The sequence below is a fragment of the Sphingosinicella xenopeptidilytica genome, from assembly GCF_042676985.1.
GTDB lineage: Bacteria > Pseudomonadota > Alphaproteobacteria > Sphingomonadales > Sphingomonadaceae > Sphingosinicella > Sphingosinicella xenopeptidilytica.
Genome location: NZ_JBHTIK010000008.1, coordinates 25336 through 41891, shown reverse-complemented (window position 1 = coordinate 41891; position 16556 = coordinate 25336). Strand labels below are relative to the sequence as shown.

The following is a 16556-nucleotide window of genomic DNA, read 5'->3' as shown; positions in this document are numbered from 1 at the left end:
GCCCTAGACAGGCACGGCGCTCACCGGAACGGGTGTCGCCTTCATCTGCTCCATGGAGAAGGTGGAGCTGACGTCCGACAGCCCCGGCACCTCGCTGATCAGCCGCTGGTAGACCCGGTCGTAGTGCTGGATATCGCGGACCAGCATCTTCAGCAGATAGTCGACATCGCCGCTCATCCGGTGGCATTCCACGATTTCGGGGATCGCGCGGATCGCCGCGGCAAACCGTTCGAGCCAAGCCTTGTCGTGCGCCGAAATGCGGATCGAGACGAACACCGTCATCGCAAGCCCCAGCGCGGGCGCGTTCACCACCGCGATGCGGCGCTCGATGATTCCGGCCTCCTCCATCTGCCGGATACGGCGCCAGCACGGATTCGCCGACAGCGCGACCCGGTCCCCGATCTCCTGGATCGAGAGCGTGGCGTCACGCTGCAGGATTTCAAGGATTGCCCGGTCTTTGGAATCAAGTTTCATCGGTTTAGGCCGCTCAAGATTTTCATTCCAAAAATCTCTAACCCGCACAAAGCCCAGCGCAAGCCCTTCCTTTGCGGCTCCGCGATGCGAACACCCCAACCACGTCGGCGTTGAACCGTTTTCTATGAGAGGTGAAACGTTTTCTTTTTTGCATTGTCTACTCTTTGACTTGTATATATTCTCTACTCATTGAGTGGAGATATACGATGAGCGACATCGCGACACCCCGCGTGCTGTTCGTGCCGGGCTATGGCAATTCAGGCCCCCGGCACTGGCAGACGCTGTGGGAACAGGCCCGCCCCGATGCCGTGCGCGCCGAGCTCGGCAACTGGGACCGACCGGGACGCACCGGATGGGTCGTCCGCCTCGACGAAGCGATCAACGCCGCCTCCGCCCCCATCATCCTCGTCGCCCACAGCCTCGGCTGCCTCGCCGCCGCATGGTGGGTCGCCGAGCACGGCCAGAGCTACGGAAAGCCCATCGCCGGCGCTCTCCTCGTCGCGCCCCCAGATTGCGAGCGCGAAGAGGGCGGCCGCTTCGATACCTTCCGCGGTCTGCCGAACGTATTCCTGCCCTTCCCGTCGATCGTCGTCGCCAGCCGCAGCGATCCCTATGCCGAGTTCTCGTGGGCGAGCTTCCTTGCCCGCAGCTGGGGCAGCTTTCTGGTCGACGCGGGCGACTGCGGTCACATCAACGCCGATTCCGGCATCGGCGACTGGCCGTTCGGCGCGCGCCTGCTCGATCGCCTCATCTTCGCGGCAAAGGACCGCGAACGCCCGCATGTCGAGTCGCGCCAACACTGCGCTGCGCTCTGACACATCGTCATCATCCGGGGGACATCCACATGACCGAAGCCACGCCGCAGCCCGTCACGTCGACGGAGGAGGCTCTGCAAACCATCCGCGAGGCGCTCGGGCGTCTTCGCTACGGCACGATCACGCTCACCGTTCACGATGCGCGGATCGTCCAGCTCGACATCACCGAGAAGCGCCGCTTCCCGGCCTGAACCTATTCACAAAAAACCAATCTGGCACCGACCGGACCACCGGAGGCGTCGCGATCTATCAAACAGGGAGTTTTCTAATGATCGCCCGCTTTTTGTTGACTGCGTCCGCAGTCCTGCCTTCGTTCATCCTTGCGGCGCCGATAGCGTTCGCTCAAGAATCCGTCGCCGAAGCGCCGGACATCAGCGACGCTATCGTCGTCACTGCCCGCCGCCGCGCCGAGAATATTCAGGATGTGCCGCTCGCCATTTCGGTTATTGCCGGCGCCCAGATCAATGAAACCGGCGCCTTCAATGTTGGCAAGCTTCAGCAGCTTGCGCCTTCGGTACAGTTCTATTCCTCGAACCCACGCAACTCGGCGGTCAATATCCGGGGCTTCGGCGCGCCGTTCGGCCTCACCACGGATGGTATCGACCAGGGCGTCGGCCTTTATGTCGACGATGTCTATTATGCGCGTGCGTCATCCTCGGTTTTCGACTTTCTTGATGTCGACCGCATCGAAGTGCTGCGCGGTCCGCAGGGAACACTTTACGGCAAGAACACCACCGCCGGCGCCATCAACATCACGACCAACCAGCCGACGTTCGATTTCGAAGGCAAGGCCGAGCTGACCGTCGGCAATCTCGCCTTCAAGCAGGCGAAGGCGGCGATTTCCGGCCCCCTCTCCGACAAGGTCGCAGCGCGCATCGCGTTTTCGGGTACGAGCCGCAGGGGCACGATCTTCAACGTCACGACCGGAAACTGGATCAACGAGCAGGACAATATTGGTCTTCGCGGACAGCTCTTGTTCCGGCCCAACGAAAATCTCGACATCACCCTTGCCGGCGACTTCAACAAGCAGAACCCCGAATGCTGCGGAACCGTGTATGTTCGCACCGGGGCCACGCAGCGTTCGACCGGGCGGCAGTATGCTGCTCTGGCCGCGCTTCAGAATTACGCAGTCGTCAGCACCAATCCCTTCGATCGCCTGACCGACATCGACGCCAACCTCAACGCCGGAAACAAAACGGGCGGCGTTTCGCTGCGGGCGAAATGGGATGTCGGACCCGGCACGCTGACCTCGGTCACCGCCTGGCGCTTCTGGGATTGGAAGCCGGAGAACGACCGAGACTATACGGGGCTTGCCATCGTCTCGAAATCGCAGAACCCGTCGCAGCACGACCAGTATACGCAGGAATTTCGCTACGCATACGAAGGCGACAAGTTCGACTTCGTGGTGGGCGCTTTCGGCCTTAAGCAGCGGGTTGATACGCAGGGTACCGAACAGCACGGTCCGGCATCCAGCCGCTGGACGCTGAGCCCCTCCGACCCGCTCTCGCTCGATCCGTCGGTGCTCGACGGTCTCACCGCCTACAACACCCAGTATCTGAAGCACACCAGCGCCGCCATCTTCGGACAGCTGAGCTGGAAGGTGACGGATGCTTTCACCATCCAGCCGGGCGCGCGGATCAACTACGACAAGAAATCGGGCTACTACGAGCGCACCGTTTTCGATGGCGACGGCAACCCTGTGCTGTTCGGTCAAACCGATCCGCGAAAGGTCGCGCAGCGCGGTGTATTTGCGCCGCAGGTTTCCGCGCCCACGTTCAGCGACTGGAACTTCAGCTATGACCTGACGGCGAGCTATGAAGTCACGCAGGACATTCGCGCCTACGCAACCTACGCCAAGACCTTCAAAACCGGCGGCGTCAACCAGAACGGCCTTCCGACCAACGCGGCCGGAGAGCCCATCTACGAAGCCGGCACGGTGAAACCGGAATCGGTCAACCACTGGGAAGCGGGCCTCAAGACACAGTTCTGGGATCGCCGGGCGACGCTCAACCTCGCGATTTTCCGGACCGATGTGAAAAACTACCAGGCAACCGTGACCAACGGTCAGCTCGGCGTGCTGCGCGGCTATCTCGCAAACGCAGGCAAAGTCCGCTCACAAGGCGTCGAGGTGGATTTCTCGGTTCGGGCAAGCGACCGCTTCCAGGCCTACGCCAGCGGCGCCTACACCGACGCGAAATACAAGCGCTTCGTCGATGCGCCGTGCCCGCCGGAACTCGCGGGCGGCACCACCGTCGGCGCCGGACAGACGCCGGCAGCGCCTGGCACACCGGGCCTCAGCCCGGCGAACTGCGACATCTCCGGCAAGCGGCTTCCCGGTGTATCGGAGTGGGCGTTCTCGTATGGCGCCGAAACCAATACACCCGTCAAACTGCTTGGCCGGGACGGAGAGGTCTTCCTTGGCTTCGACGGCAACTACCGGTCGAACTTCTCGTCGAATCCCTCGCCGTCGGCGTACACGTGGGTCAAGGGCTACGCCCTCTCCAACTTCCGCTTCGGTTTCCGTGACGATAGCGGGTTCAATATCTACGGATGGGTCCGCAATGCGTTCGATGTGAACTACTTCGAGCAGCTTACGTTTGGCCCGAGCAACACCGGTCTCGTCGTCGGCCAGCCGGGCGATCCCCGCACCTACGGCCTCACCGTTCGCACGAGCTTCTAACCCTGCGCCTCGCCCGCCCGGACATGCACCGGGCGGGCATATTTCTCCTGCCGGCTTATTCAATCACCTTGAAACGCGTCAGCTCCTGCGCGGGCTCCGGCCAGTCGGGCTTCAGGGCAGCCGCCTCACGATAGTCGAGATAAGCCTCGCGGGCACGGCCGAGCTTCTCGTACGCGACACCGCGCGCATAAAGCGCGATCTCGAGCCGGCTCGGCGTCAGCGCGATACCGCGCGACAGCAGATCGACAGCAAGCGTCTCGCTGCCGCCGCGGTGCAGCACCGCGATCCCTTTGTTGATGTAGGCTTCGGCAAGGTCGTCATCGATCCCGAGCGCCGTGTCGTAGTCGGCAATCGCATTTGCATAGTCGCGGCCCTGCATGAACAGGATGCCGCGGTTCACATGCGTTGCCGCCCGCTCGGAACTGGAGAGCGCGTCCTGCTTCAGCGCAAGGTTGCAGTCCGCAAACGCCGTACGCCCGGCGCGGTTGAACTCGGCTGCTTCGTAGCATTTGCGAGCATAGCCGTCGCCAAGGATGGTCACAGCCGCGTCTGCGGCCCCCGCGACGGGAAACACGACCAGAACGGCCGCGAACCACAGTCTCTTCGTCATGGCACCACCTCCCTGTCAGGGAAACGATGCGGTGCAGTCTACACCCGAAAAGCCTTCGATTCTAGGCGATGATATCCGGCAGCAGCTGATCGCGGAGACTCTCGATTTCGTCCTTCAGCCGCAGCTTGCGCTTCTTCATGCGGGCAAGCTGGAGCTGGTCGCTGCCGGGCAGGGCGCGGATGGCATCAATGGCGGCATCAAGATCGCGGTGTTCCTCGAGCAGCGACTCGAGGCGCTCCCTCACGTCGCTTTCATCCACGTTGTCTGCACTCCGTCCGCCGGTTCGCGAGTCGTCTGGTCATGGCGCTACCATAAGCGCGCGCGCGGTCGCTGCGAGTCGTTTTGATGCGCGGGCGGCATATCGCCCAGATTCTGGGGATGAATAGCCCTCTTTCACCACAGATTGTGGTAAATGCGCGCTTCACCGCTTCACCGCTGACAAGCGCTTCGAAATGTGGTCCACTCGCTCATCCTGATGCACTTCAGAGCAGAGGAGATCGGACTATGGTCGACACATACCTGGCTGCGCTTTCGGAAAAACACGCCAATCTTGAAAGCCAGATCAATCAGGAAGTCCACCGACCGCTACCCGACGAACTTCTCATCGCACAATGGAAAAAAGAAAAGCTGAGGCTGAAAGAGGTCATAGCCGGCATCCGCTGAGGCGATTGCCGCGCTGACGGGCATCCGTCCGCAGAACCTTTCGGCTTAACGCTGTTCGAGCGCGGGCGCGTTGTCATCCGCGCCCGGGAAGCGGCCGCCATCGATGCCCGCCGCCATCATCGCGCGCGCGCCGCGCATGAGCCGTTCGAGTTCGGGCCGGTAAGGCGCATCTTTCGGGCTGCGCGCATAGAGGTCTTGCCACACCTTGAGCGCCTCGTCGGGTTCGCCCGCCTGCAGCCATGCGAGCCCGAGGAAATAGGGCGGGCCGGGATGATCGGGAGCGATCACCGACGCCCGGCCGAATGCCAGCCGCGCAGCCGGCGTGATGAAACCATCGGCATGGCGCGTCAGCGCATTGCCGAGCCCGACCCACAGGTCCGGCACATCGGGCATCGCCTTCGCAGCCATGCTGAGGCCTTCGATGGCCTGCTCGGTCTTGCCCTGATGGCTGAGGATATCGGCGAACAACAGCCACGCGCCCACGTCGCCCGTGTTCTGCAGGAGCCGCTGGCGCGCGGCTTCGAGCTGTGGCGCGGCGTTCGCGTCGATCGCACGCGGCGGCGCGGGCTTGCTCGGTAGCGCCGGATTGCTCGTCAGCAGATAGCCTGCCAGCCCCACGGCGAGTGCGAAACCCACCGGCAGCAGCGGCATCTTCATCCGCCACAGCACCGCGCCGGTCAGCAGCGTCAGCACGGCGATGGCGATCCAGCCGCTCATGCACCCTTCCTCCGGTAGAGCCGCCAGACGGCAACGGCACCGATCGCGAGGAACAGCAGCGGCGCCGCCCACAGCACAAGGTTCGCGCCCGTCTTCGGCGGATCGAAGGTCACGTAGTCGCCGTAGCGGCTGACGAGGTAGGATTTCACCTGTTCGGGATTCTCGCCCGCCGCGATTCGTTCGCGAACGACGGCGCGCATGTCCGCCGCCATGTCGGCGTCGCTGTCGGCGATCGACTGGTGCTGGCAGACGAGGCAGCGCAGCTCGTGCATCAGCGTACGCGCCGCCGCTTCCTGCGCGGGCGGCAGCGCCGGCCCCTCGGCAGCGGCCGTGAGCACCAGGAAGGCGAGCGGCAGCAGCGCCCTCATGAGCCCTTTGCCTCGTCAATATCCTTCAGGATCTCCGCAACCTGCTCGGGCCGGATCTGGCCGATATACTGCTTGCGGATGATGCCCTTGCCGTCGATCAGGAACGTCTCGGGGAGGCCCGACGCGCCGAGGTTCAACACTGCCTTGCTGTTCGGGTCCATGCCGATGCGGCGGAACGGATCGCCGTGATCCTTCAGGAACGCCGTGATATTCTCCGGTGTGTCGCGCACCGCGATACCGTGGATCACCACGCCCTTGTCGGCGAGTTGCTTCAGCTGCGGCGCCTCCACGCGACAGGGCGCGCACCAGCTCGCGAACAGGTTCACCAGCGTTACCGTCCCTTGCCGAAGATCGCCGTCGTTGAGGCCGGGGTGCAGTTCGTCCATGCCGACGAGGTCCATCGCAGGCACGGGCTTGCCAACCATCTTCGATGCGATCACGCGCTGCTGCGGTTCGCCCATGCGGTAAACGGCAAGCGCCACGAAGCCGAGGAACATCAGGAGCGGCAAGACCAGCGCGATGCGTCTCACAGTCATTCCATGTCCTCCCGCCGTCTGCGGCCCTGCATCATCGAGATGAGCCCGCCGAACGCAGCCATCATGCCGCCGATCCAGATGAGCGCGATCATCGGCTGCCACACCAGCCGCACCTGCCAACGCCCGCTGCCGTCGCCGGGTCCGAGCACGGCGTAGAGGTTACCGGTGAGACGCGGCCAGATGTCAGTTTCCGTCGTCTCGTTGCCGGGATTCACGAACGTCCGCCGTTCGGGCGCAAGCACTATGGTTGCATCCGGCCCGGTCACGCTGAGCATGGCCCGGATCGCCGTGTAGTTCGGCCCCGCCGCAGGCAGGATGTCGTCGACCTGCGCCGTATACGGCCCCGCGCTCAGCCGCCCGCCCGGTGCGAGGTTCGCCAGCGTCTCGATCGTCCCCGCGCCGCTCACCGCAATGCCGAGCGTGGTGACGGCGATGCCGAGGTGCGCGAGCGCCGTGCCCCATACGCTCGCCGGAATGCGGCGGACGCGCTTCAGCTTCCGTCCGCGGAAGATCATGATGCTCGCTGCCGCGAGCCACGCTGAAAGCGCGACGCCCGCCAGCGCGAGCGGGCTCCGCATCCCCAGCGCCAGCGCAATCCCGATCGCTGCGATGCCGAGCACCAGCGCGGGCACGAGCCGCCGACCGAGCCCCGCCCAATCCATCGCCCGCCAGCGCATCAGCGGCCCCGCCGCCATCACCGCGACGAGTGGCAGCAGCAGCGGCAGCAGCGCCGTCTGGAAATAGGGCGGGCCGACCGAGACCTGCTCGCCCGTCGCGGCTTCAAGGAACAGCGGATAGAGCGTGCCGAGGAACACGACGCCCAACACCGCCGAGAGGATGAGGTTGTTGACGACGAGGCCGCCTTCGCGGCTCACCGGCCGGAACGACGTGCCGGCTGTAACCGTGCCCGCACGCAGCGCATAGAGCGTGAGCGCGCCGCCCACGTAGATCGCCAGCAGCACGAGCAGGAAGATGCCGCGCTCCGGATCAACCGCGAAGGCGTGGACCGATGTGAGGAGGCCGGAGCGCACGATGAACGTGCCGACCATGCTGAGCGAGAAGGCGACGACCGCGAGCAGCAGCGTCCAGTTCTTGAGCGCGCCGCGCGCCGCGAGCACGCCCACCGAATGGAATAGCGCCGTCGCCGCCAGCCACGGCATCAGCGAGGCGTTCTCCACCGGATCCCAGAACCACCAGCCGCCCCAGCCGAGTTCATAGTAGGCCCAGAAGCTGCCGAGCGTGATTCCGGCTGTGAGGAAGCTCCACGCGCCGAGCACCCACGGCTTCACCGCACGCGCCCATTCCGGCGTCACGCGGTTCAGCAACAGCGCCGCCACCGCGAACGAGAAGGTCACCGAAAGCCCGACATAGCCGATGTAAAGCAGCGGCGGGTGGAACGCGAGGCCGGGGTCTTGCAGCAGGGGGTTCATGCCTGAACCCTCGATCGGTGCGGGCACGATGCGCGCGAACGGGTTCGAGGCGATCAGCAGATAGGCGTAGAAGCCGAGCGCGATAAAGCCCTGCGCAGAGAGCATCACCGTGCGGAACCGCTCACCGAGTCCCTTCGCACGGATCGCGGCGAGCGCGCCGAACACGGCGAGCACGGCGACCCACAGCAGCATCGAGCCTTCGTGGTTCGCCCACACGCCCGTCCACTTGTAGAGCTCCGGCTTCGCAGTGTGGCTGTTGCCCGCAACGAGCGCGACCGAGAAATCGGATTTCACGAACGCCCACGTCAGCGCCGCAAAGGCGACGGCGCAGAGCACACCCTGCAAGAGCGCAGCGGGCACAGCGATGCGTCCGCCATCGGCGCGGAATCCCGCAAGCGCCTGCGCGAGCGCAAGCCCTGCGGCCAGCCACAAGGCTGCATGGCCGATCTCGGGAATCACTGTTGGCGCCACCCCGGAATTTTCATTGTCAGCGCCTTAGCACCGGCGCGCGCGCAATGCAGCCCGCTTGCGCGCTTTCGTCACGCCTGCGGCGGCAGGAGCCACCTATGCGTAGTGAATGATGCCGTCGTGAATGCCTATCGTGGTGGGGAGGGCGGTGATGGTGTCGCCGTCCGCCTGCACCGGCACATCCGCATCGCTCGCCGCGCTCAGCGTGTCGAACGGCTGTGCTAGGACGCCCGGCAGCCGGTCCACCGGCTTGCCGCGCAGCAACGCCCACATGAACCGCGCGTAGTCCCGCCTCCGCGCGCGGGTCAGCGCGACGAGATGCAGCGTCTCGTCGTTGATCGAGGCGGTGCGCGCGAAGCTCCACGGTCCCGCGAAAAACCGGCCTTTGGCGACGTAGAACGCCTCGCAGACGATCCGCCGCCCATCGACATCGAGTACGATTCGCGGGCGCGGCCAATGCAACAGCACGCTTAGGAATGCTGCGCCATAGGCGGCGCGGCCGATCCAGCGCTTGAGGCGCGACGATACGCCCGCCACCGCATAGCTGTCCGGCCCCGCGCTCGCGCAGACGAGGAAAAGCTGCTCACCGATGCGTCCGGCAAAGCCCCTGCGTCTGCGATCCGCACACGACACGCGCTCGACGAATGCGTCGGGATCGATCGGGTACTCCGCCTCGCGCGCCAGGAGATTCACGGTCCCGGCAGGATAGGCACATATCGGCACATCGGCTTTTGCCTGCCGCAGCGCCGAAACCACATGCCGCAACGTACCATCGCCGCCCACGACGCAGACGAGGCTGAGATCGTCGGCAAGCGCGATCGCAGTCCCCGGCGCGCTGTGCCCGTAGGCGAGCGCATGGCTGCGCTTTCGAAAAGCCGTTTCGAGCGCAAGGATGCGCTGCGGCGAAAAGCCGCCCGAAACCGGGTTCGAAATGATCTGGACCGTCATCGCCGCCGGGTGTTCCCTGTCGAGGGCGGAAACGATGCCGGGGTAAGGTGAAGAAAACTCTAAGGTGCCGGTTTCTCAGGCCTTGCCTTCGCCGCCGCCTCGGCCTTCTCAACGGCCTTCGCCACCTCGGGCGGCATATACTTCTCGTCGTGCTTGGCGAGCAGCGTTTCGGCCTTGAACGTCCCGTCCGCGTCGAAGCGGCCGTCGGCGATCATGCCCTGCCCTTCGCGGAACAGGTCGGGCACGATGCCGGTGTAGTCCACCGGCACCGATTCGAGCCGGTCGGTGACACGGAAATGGATGGTGAGCCCATCGGCGCTGCGTGTCAGCGAACCTTTCTCGACCAGCCCACCGAGCCGGATCGCCTGCCCCGGCGCCACACCCTTCGCCACCACGTCGGCGGGCGCATAGAAATACGCCGCCTGGTCCTGCAATGCAGGCAGCGCAAGCGCCGCCGCGATGCCGAGCGCCGCCACAGCTGCGCCCGCGAGCACGAGCCGCTGGTGCTTGGGCTTCATCGCCGTTCTCCCCGCAGCGCGTCTGCCGCCTTTTCGGCGCGGCGCATCGAAACCCAGCTCCACACGAGCACACCGCCTATGCCGATGGCGCCTACCGCATAGGCCGCGATCACGAAGGGCAGCGCGTTCATGCCGCATCTCCCGCAAGCCGCGCCCGCCGCGCGGCGATGCGCTGCTCGGCGATGATCGCGCGCATCCGCATCAGCACCGCCGCCGCCATCAGCAAGCCGAGCCCGCCGGCACTCGTCAGCAGCGGATAGAGCATGTCGGGATGGATGCTGGAGCCTCGGAGCGTGATCGAGGCGGACTGGTGCAGCGTGTTCCACCACTCGACCGAGAACTTGATGATCGGCAGGTTGATAAGGCCTACGATCGCGAGCACCGCCGCCGCCCGGGCGCCCCGGCTGCGTTCGTCGAACGCGCCTGCAAGCGCGACAACGCCGAGGAAAAGGAAGAACAGCACCAGCATCGAGGTGAGCCTGCCGTCCCAAACCCACCATGTGCCCCACGTCGGGCGGCCCCAGATCGATCCTGTGAGCAGGCAAACGCCCGCATAGACCGCGCCCACCGGCGCCAGCGCCTCCAGCGCCACCTCGGCGAGCGGATGCTTCCACACGAGGATGGTAATCCCCGCGATGCCGAGCCCGAGGTAGCTCCCCATCGAGATCCACGCGGTCGGCACGTGCAGGTACATGATGCGCACGCTTTCGCCCTGCAGATAGTCGGGCGGCGCGTGGAACACGCCCCACCACAGCCCCACCGCCGTAAGCGCGAAACCAAGCACGAGCGCCACCACCGTCAGCGGGCGGGCGATCTTCAGGAACCGGGCGGGATTTGCGAACCGATGCATCAGCCTGTCTCATACGCACTGTTTGCACCCGCCGCCAGCGCTTGCGCTCAGCGGGTGCAGGCGGCAAGTATGACGTCATGTCTGCCGTCCGGCCAAGCGAGCGCATTGTCACAGGTCAAATCCGGATGATGCCCGAGGGCGTGGCGGCGATCCCCCACTGGAGAGTTCCATGCTTCGTTCCTGCCTTCTTGCCGGCGCCGCCGCGCTTGCCGTGACCCTCGCCCTCCCCGCTTCCGCCGAAACACCGCCAGCTGCTGCGGTTTCCGATGCGGCGGTCAATGCGCTGCTCGCCGAATGGACGGGTCCGAATGGCGGCGTGCCGCCGTGGGACAAGGTGCAGACGCCCCTGTTCAAGCCGGCGTTCGACAAAGCCTCGGCACAGCTGCTCGCCGAGGTGGACGCCATTGCGAACAACCCCGCCAAGCCCACCTTTGCGAACACGCTCGAAGCGCTCGAAAAGAGTGGCGAAGCGCTGAACCGCCTCGCCACGCTGTTCTTCGTGATGAGCTGGAGCAAGAACGATCCTGCGCATCAGGCCATCTCGGCGGAGCTTCTGCCCCAATTTTCAGCGGTGGAAGACAAGGTCAATTTCAATGCGAAACTCTTCAAACGCGTGAAGGCGGTTTACGACACGCGCGAGACGAGCGGCCTCAACGCCGAACAGAAGCGCCTCGTCGAGAAGAGCTACGAAAACTTCGTGCGCAGCGGGGCGAGCCAGCCCGCCGAAAAGCAGGCCGAACTCGGCAAGCTCAACCAGCAGCTCGCCACACTCTTCAACGATTTTGGCAACAAGGTGCAGGCGGACGAAGACACGTGGGTCACGCTCGGCGAGAGCGACCTCGGCGGTCTGCCGCCTGCGCTCATCGCCGGCTACAAGGCTGCCGCCACAGAACGCAAGCTGTCCGGCTACGCCGTCGTCAACACGCGCTCGGCGGTCGATCCATTCCTCACCTTCTCCAGCAACCGCGCGCTCCGCGAGAAGGTCTGGCGCGCCTTCATCATGCGCGGCGACAATGCGAACACCAACAACACGCATGAAGACATCCGCAAGATCGTGAAGCTGCGCGCCGACCGCGCCAAGCTGCTCGGCTACGCGAGCCACGCGCATTGGCGCATGTCGGACACGATGGCGAAGGACCCGCAGAAGGGCCTCGACCTGCTGATGCGCGTCTGGCCTGCCGCCCGCGCGCGCGTCGCCGAGGAAGTGGCTGACATGCAGAAACTCGCGAACAGCGAGGGCGCCAAGCTCACGATCGAACCGTGGGATTACCGCTACTACATGGAGAAGGTGCGGAAGGCGCGCTACGACCTCGATCAGAACGAGTTCAAGAACTACTTCGAGCTCGAGAACATGATCGCCGCCTCCTACCACATGGCGGGCAAGCTCTATGGCTACAGCTTCAAGGAGATCACCGGCACGCTCCCCACGTTCCACCCGGACGTGCGCGTCTATCACGTTACGAACACAGCGGACGGCACACACGTGGGCTATCTCTACCGCGACGATTTCGCCCGCCAGTACAAGCGTTCGGGCGCCTGGCAGAGCACCTATCGCGGGCAGGACAAGCTCGGGGGTCGCCAGCGCGACGCGATCGTCTCAAACAACAACAACTTCACGAAGGGCGCGCCGGGGGACCCCGTGCTCATCAGCCTCGACGATGCGCGCACGCTGTTCCACGAGTTCGGTCACGCGCTCCACGCGCTCTCCAACGACACCACCTATCCGTCGCTCGGCGGCACGCCGCGCGACTTCGTGGAATTCCCAAGCCAAGTGCACGAGAACTGGGTGCTGACCCCCGAAATCCTCGATACCTATGCGCGCCACTACAAGACCGGCGCGAAAATGCCGCAGGCGCTGATCGACAAGCTGAAGGCCGCGGAGACCTTCAACCAGGGCTTCGAGACGGTCGAGTTCCTCGGCTCGGCGATCGTAGACATGAAGATCCACATGGACCCATCGGGCGTGATCGACCCTGCGCAGGCCGAAAAGACCATGCTCGGCGAGATCGGGATGCCGAGGGAAATCGTGATGCGGCACCGCCTGCCGCAGTTCGGCCACCTGTTCTCATCCGATGCGTATTCGGCGGGCTATTACTCCTACCTCTGGTCGGACGTGATGGCGGCGGACGCCTGGGCGGCGTTCGAGGAGGCGGGCGATCCGTGGGATGCCGCGACGGCGAAGAGGTTCAAGGACATCATCCTTGCGACCGGCGACGCCATCGACCGCGCCGAGGCATACCGTGCGTTCCGCGGTCGCGATCCGCAGGTCGAGGCGCTGCTGAGGAACCGGGGCTTTCCGACCGATTGAGCGGCGCTGAAAGTGTCGGAGACTCTTACGAAAGTTATTGAAAATCAATCGCAAATCAAGGGTTTCTGCGGGTCTCCGGCTGATGGCACGAGACTTGCTTCATTACGCACGTGTACCGGGACGGGGTATGTCAAACACCGCCCGACAGGAGACGAGACATGAAGACGATTTCACTCAGCATGGCCGCCGCCGCCCTGATCGGCATGAGCGCGTCCAATGCGTCCGCCACGGTCATCGGCGTCGTGGACAGCGCCAGCGGCACGGGCAACAACCTGCTTTTCAACTCCTGCGATGATCCGCGCCCTGCCGCGATCAACGACGGCGTCGTGGGCTGCCTCAATGGGCGCCCCACCACCTACATCTATGTCTACGGCAACGAGGCGCTCGATTACGAAGCCGGCGGGCAGGCCAAGATCGTTGACGATGCCGGCAACGGCTTCAACACGATGACGATCGATTTCCAGGACAACAGCATCGCCTTCACGACGCTCGTTCTCAACATCATCGGCGTGAAGAAGAGCGGTGGCGGCACTGTCGATTTCGGTGACGGCTTCACGCGATCGTTCGGTGACAACGGCAATAACTTCTTCACGATCACCTTCGCCGAGCCGGGTGTGAACTCCTTCACGTTCAGCTCGACCGGACCGGTGTGGGCAGAAATCAAGCAGGTGCGCTTCGATTTCAGCGATTCGACCACGCCGCCGCCGACGGACGTGCCGGAGCCCGCGATGCTCGGCCTCCTCGGCCTTGGCCTGATGGGTGTCGGCATGGCGCGTCGCCGCCGCGGCTGATCAGACGATCTTCGTCACGAAAACGGGCGTCCGGAAACGGGCGCCCGTTTTGTTTTGCCGCTCAGGAGAGCGCGTGCAGCGCGCCGTTCGCGACCAGGCCCGCGAACACCACATGCGCTGCCGCCGTGATCCGGTAGACGCGTCGCGGCGTCGCGAAGCGTCCGCCAAGGCGCCCCGCCCGGTCCCCAAGCGCGATCCAGCCGCACGCCACCGGCACGCATATCAGCGCGAACAAGGCAAATGCGCGCGCCAGCGCTTCATGGGGAAAGATGGTCAGTGCGAATATCAGGCCCTTGGGATTGATCAGCGTCGTCACGAACACGCGCCGCACCGAAACCCCGCCCTGCTCCCCATGCGCCCCGCACGCCCAGAAGCGCACGGCGGCAGCCAGAAGATAGAGCGCAATGCCAAGCTGCGCCGCGGCGGCGGCCATCGGATAGCGCACCATCAGCGGGCCGAGCGCCGCAATGAGCACCCCGATCGACAGCGTGTAGGCGGCAAGCTCGGCTGGAACGAGCCGCAGCGAACGCCGCACGCCCACGGTCGCGCCTGACGCCGCGAGCAGCGTGTTCGTGGGCCCCGGCACGGCGAGCAATGCGAACACGGCGGCCAGGAAGAAAAAGGGATCAGTCATATCCCTGCGTAGCGCCGTGCCGCGCCGCCCGACTTGACCCACCGCAAATCCGCGCCTTGACGCCGCCACATTTCTCCCCCACATGCCGCCGTGACCGAACGTCGGCCGATAAGGCCCTGACGCGCCCGGCGTGATCGCTTCCTTCGGGGATTGAGCGCGCGTCTTCAGACGGTTCGGCCCACCGGCTTCCCCTCGTCACGCGGGTCGTCACGACACCGCTTCGCGTCCGCGCGCCATTTCGGCTGCGCGGCACGGACATGTTTTTGAAAGATTGAAATGACTGATTTTCTCCAGTTCGGCCTGGGCGAGCGTATCGAAAAGGCGCTCACCGAAGCCAACTACACCGTCCCCACGCCGATCCAGCGGCAGGCGATCCCGATCCTGATGAAGGGTCATGACCTGCTCGGCATCGCGCAGACGGGCACCGGCAAGACCGCTGCGTTCGCGCTGCCCTCGCTCGACTACCTGTCGCAGACCTACAAGCCGCTGAAGGCGCGCACGTCGCGTATGCTGGTGCTGGCGCCGACGCGCGAGCTTGCCAGCCAGATCGCCGAATCCTTCCGCACCTACGGCAAGTTCCTGCGCCTCACCATCACCACGGCGTTCGGCGGCGTGCCGATCGGGCGCCAGGTGCGCGCGCTGCAGCGTGGCGTCGACATCCTCGTCGCCACCCCCGGCCGCCTGATCGATCTTGTTGACCAGAACGCGCTCGATCTCTCGCAGGTCGAGGTGTTCGTGCTCGACGAAGCCGACCAGATGCTCGATCTCGGCTTCATCCACGCGCTGCGCCGTATCGTCCGCATCCTGCCGAAGAAGCGCCAGTCGCTGTTCTTCTCGGCAACCATGCCCCCCGCGATCGCGGAGCTTGCCGCGCAGTTCCTCACCGAACCGCAGAAGGTGGAAGTGAAGCCGCAGGCGACGACCGCCGAGCGCGTCGCGCAGCACGTCATCCACGTGAACGCCTCGGAAAAGCAGGCGCTCCTTACGCTCCTGCTGCAAGACCTCGGCGCCGACATGGACCGCGGCCTCGTCTTCACGCGCACCAAGCACGGCGCCGACCGCGTCGTCCGCCACCTGAAGGGTGCGGGCATCGCGGCGGAAGCGATCCACGGCAACAAATCGCAGCCGCAGCGCGAGCGTGCGCTCGGCCTGTTCCGTTCGGGCGAAATCAAGATCCTCGTCGCCACTGATATCGCCGCGCGCGGTATCGATGTGCCGGGCGTCAGCCACGTGTTCAACTTCGAGCTGCCGAACGTGCCGGAGCAATATGTGCACCGCATCGGCCGCACCGCGCGCGCGGGCCGCGAGGGCATCGCCATCGCGCTGGTTTCGGACGGTGACGAGCGCACGTACCTGCGCGATATCGAGCGGCTGATCCGCCAGAAGCTGGAGCCGATGCCGCTTCCCGAGAACTTCCTCGCCCGCGCCGCGGCGATCGCGAAGCCGGTCGCGCGCACGGGCGAGAACAGCGGCGACCAGCGCGGCTTCTCGCACGGCGAGCGTCGTGACGGCCGCCGCGACGGCGGCCATCGTGGTGGACCCGGCGGCCATCGCGGCGAGCGTTCCGGCGGCGGCGAGCGCCGCGAAGGCGATCGTGACGGTCAGCGCCGCCATTTCGGCGCGCCCAAGCCGAAATATTCGGCCAAGCCCGCGCACGGCGGTGGCAACAGCGGCGGTCGCGGCAATCCCGGCGGCGGCCAACGCCGCCAGGGCCGCTAGGCGGTCAACCCCTCTCTCCCGACGGAG

At 65.2% G+C, this 16556-nt stretch carries 18 protein-coding genes and 1 pseudogene; 7 read left to right on the top strand and 12 right to left on the bottom strand.

The annotated features are described in order from the left end of the window. Positions 1 to 3: 3 nt before the first annotated feature. Positions 4 to 474, bottom strand: coding sequence for an Lrp/AsnC family transcriptional regulator (locus ACFQ00_RS12845; protein ID WP_381491412.1), 471 nt, complete (start codon positions 472 to 474; stop codon positions 4 to 6). 206 nt (positions 475 to 680) lie between these two features. Between ACFQ00_RS12845 and ACFQ00_RS12840 the strand changes: the two genes are divergently transcribed. The 3 genes from ACFQ00_RS12840 to ACFQ00_RS12830 all read left to right on the top strand — a co-directional run bounded on the left by ACFQ00_RS12840 (position 681) and on the right by ACFQ00_RS12830 (position 3969). Next, the gene (locus tag ACFQ00_RS12840; RefSeq protein ID WP_381491409.1) at positions 681 to 1289 is read left to right on the top strand and encodes an RBBP9/YdeN family alpha/beta hydrolase; all 609 of its coding nucleotides are present in this window, start codon (positions 681 to 683) and stop codon (positions 1287 to 1289) included. Positions 1290 to 1318: 29 nt separating this feature from the next. Beyond that, entirely contained in the window at positions 1319 to 1480 is a 162-nt protein-coding gene (locus ACFQ00_RS12835; protein WP_374595468.1) for a YezD family protein, read from the top strand. A 77-nt stretch (positions 1481 to 1557) separates the two neighbouring features. Next, complete coding sequence (locus ACFQ00_RS12830; protein ID WP_381491406.1) at positions 1558 to 3969, top strand: TonB-dependent receptor; 2412 nt, start codon at positions 1558 to 1560, stop codon at positions 3967 to 3969. 55 nt (positions 3970 to 4024) lie between these two features. On the opposite strand, the gene ACFQ00_RS12825 is transcribed toward ACFQ00_RS12830, so the two are convergent. Both ACFQ00_RS12825 and ACFQ00_RS12820 read right to left on the bottom strand, forming a co-directional pair. Further along, a complete protein-coding gene (locus tag ACFQ00_RS12825) occupies positions 4025 to 4579 on the bottom strand; it encodes a tetratricopeptide repeat protein (RefSeq protein ID WP_381491404.1) in 555 nt (184 codons plus the stop codon). A gap of 61 nt (positions 4580 to 4640) precedes the next feature. Beyond that, on the bottom strand, positions 4641 to 4838 hold the full coding sequence (locus ACFQ00_RS12820; RefSeq protein WP_381491401.1) for a YdcH family protein: 198 nt from the start codon (positions 4836 to 4838) through the stop codon (positions 4641 to 4643). A gap of 245 nt (positions 4839 to 5083) precedes the next feature. Here ACFQ00_RS12820 and ACFQ00_RS12815 point away from each other — a divergent pair, with 245 nt between their 5' ends. Beyond that, positions 5084 to 5242, top strand: a complete 159-nt coding sequence (locus ACFQ00_RS12815; RefSeq protein ID WP_374595476.1) for a YdcH family protein — start codon at positions 5084 to 5086, stop codon at positions 5240 to 5242. A 45-nt stretch (positions 5243 to 5287) separates the two neighbouring features. On the opposite strand, the gene ACFQ00_RS12810 is transcribed toward ACFQ00_RS12815, so the two are convergent. The 8 genes from ACFQ00_RS12810 to ACFQ00_RS12775 all read right to left on the bottom strand — a co-directional run bounded on the left by ACFQ00_RS12810 (position 5288) and on the right by ACFQ00_RS12775 (position 11077). After that, complete coding sequence (locus tag ACFQ00_RS12810) at positions 5288 to 5959, bottom strand: tetratricopeptide repeat protein (RefSeq protein ID WP_381491398.1); 672 nt, start codon at positions 5957 to 5959, stop codon at positions 5288 to 5290. Continuing rightward, complete coding sequence (locus ACFQ00_RS12805) at positions 5956 to 6327, bottom strand: cytochrome c-type biogenesis protein (protein ID WP_381491396.1); 372 nt, start codon at positions 6325 to 6327, stop codon at positions 5956 to 5958. The genes ACFQ00_RS12810 and ACFQ00_RS12805 overlap by 4 nt, the downstream gene beginning before the upstream one ends. Then, the gene (locus tag ACFQ00_RS12800; protein ID WP_381491394.1) at positions 6324 to 6863 is read right to left on the bottom strand and encodes a DsbE family thiol:disulfide interchange protein; all 540 of its coding nucleotides are present in this window, start codon (positions 6861 to 6863) and stop codon (positions 6324 to 6326) included. Before ACFQ00_RS12800 ends, ACFQ00_RS12805 begins: the two co-directional genes overlap by 4 nt. Continuing rightward, the gene (locus ACFQ00_RS12795) at positions 6860 to 8764 is read right to left on the bottom strand and encodes a heme lyase CcmF/NrfE family subunit (RefSeq protein WP_381491391.1); all 1905 of its coding nucleotides are present in this window, start codon (positions 8762 to 8764) and stop codon (positions 6860 to 6862) included. Before ACFQ00_RS12795 ends, ACFQ00_RS12800 begins: the two co-directional genes overlap by 4 nt. Before the next feature lie 93 nt (positions 8765 to 8857). Further along, positions 8858 to 9709: a diacylglycerol/lipid kinase family protein gene (locus ACFQ00_RS12790; protein WP_381491388.1), complete on the bottom strand. Its 852-nt coding sequence runs from the start codon at positions 9707 to 9709 to the stop codon at positions 8858 to 8860. Between the two features lie 59 nt (positions 9710 to 9768). Beyond that, complete coding sequence (gene ccmE, locus ACFQ00_RS12785; RefSeq protein ID WP_381491386.1) at positions 9769 to 10227, bottom strand: cytochrome c maturation protein CcmE; 459 nt, start codon at positions 10225 to 10227, stop codon at positions 9769 to 9771. Next, positions 10224 to 10358 carry a heme exporter protein CcmD gene (gene ccmD / locus ACFQ00_RS12780; protein ID WP_381491383.1) on the bottom strand — a complete coding sequence of 45 codons (135 nt, stop codon included), beginning with the start codon at positions 10356 to 10358 and terminating at the stop codon, positions 10224 to 10226. Before ccmD ends, ccmE begins: the two co-directional genes overlap by 4 nt. Further along, the gene (locus tag ACFQ00_RS12775; RefSeq protein ID WP_381491380.1) at positions 10355 to 11077 is read right to left on the bottom strand and encodes a heme ABC transporter permease; all 723 of its coding nucleotides are present in this window, start codon (positions 11075 to 11077) and stop codon (positions 10355 to 10357) included. Before ACFQ00_RS12775 ends, ccmD begins: the two co-directional genes overlap by 4 nt. Before the next feature lie 169 nt (positions 11078 to 11246). On the opposite strand from ACFQ00_RS12775, the gene ACFQ00_RS12770 reads away from it, so the two are divergent. Then, on the top strand, positions 11247 to 13385 hold the full coding sequence (locus tag ACFQ00_RS12770) for a M3 family metallopeptidase (protein ID WP_381491377.1): 2139 nt from the start codon (positions 11247 to 11249) through the stop codon (positions 13383 to 13385). Between the two features lie 698 nt (positions 13386 to 14083). Beyond that, positions 14084 to 14176, top strand: a pseudogene (locus tag ACFQ00_RS12765) (PEP-CTERM sorting domain-containing protein); the annotation flags it as partial. Between the two features lie 61 nt (positions 14177 to 14237). Here the strand turns inward: ACFQ00_RS12765 and ACFQ00_RS12760 are convergent. After that, positions 14238 to 14810: a LysE family translocator gene (locus ACFQ00_RS12760; RefSeq protein WP_381491374.1), complete on the bottom strand. Its 573-nt coding sequence runs from the start codon at positions 14808 to 14810 to the stop codon at positions 14238 to 14240. Between the two features lie 276 nt (positions 14811 to 15086). On the opposite strand from ACFQ00_RS12760, the gene ACFQ00_RS12755 reads away from it, so the two are divergent. Further along, positions 15087 to 16529 (top strand): DEAD/DEAH box helicase, encoded by a 1443-nt coding sequence (locus ACFQ00_RS12755; protein WP_381491371.1) that lies wholly within the window; start codon positions 15087 to 15089, stop codon positions 16527 to 16529. Positions 16530 to 16556 lie beyond the last annotated feature (27 nt).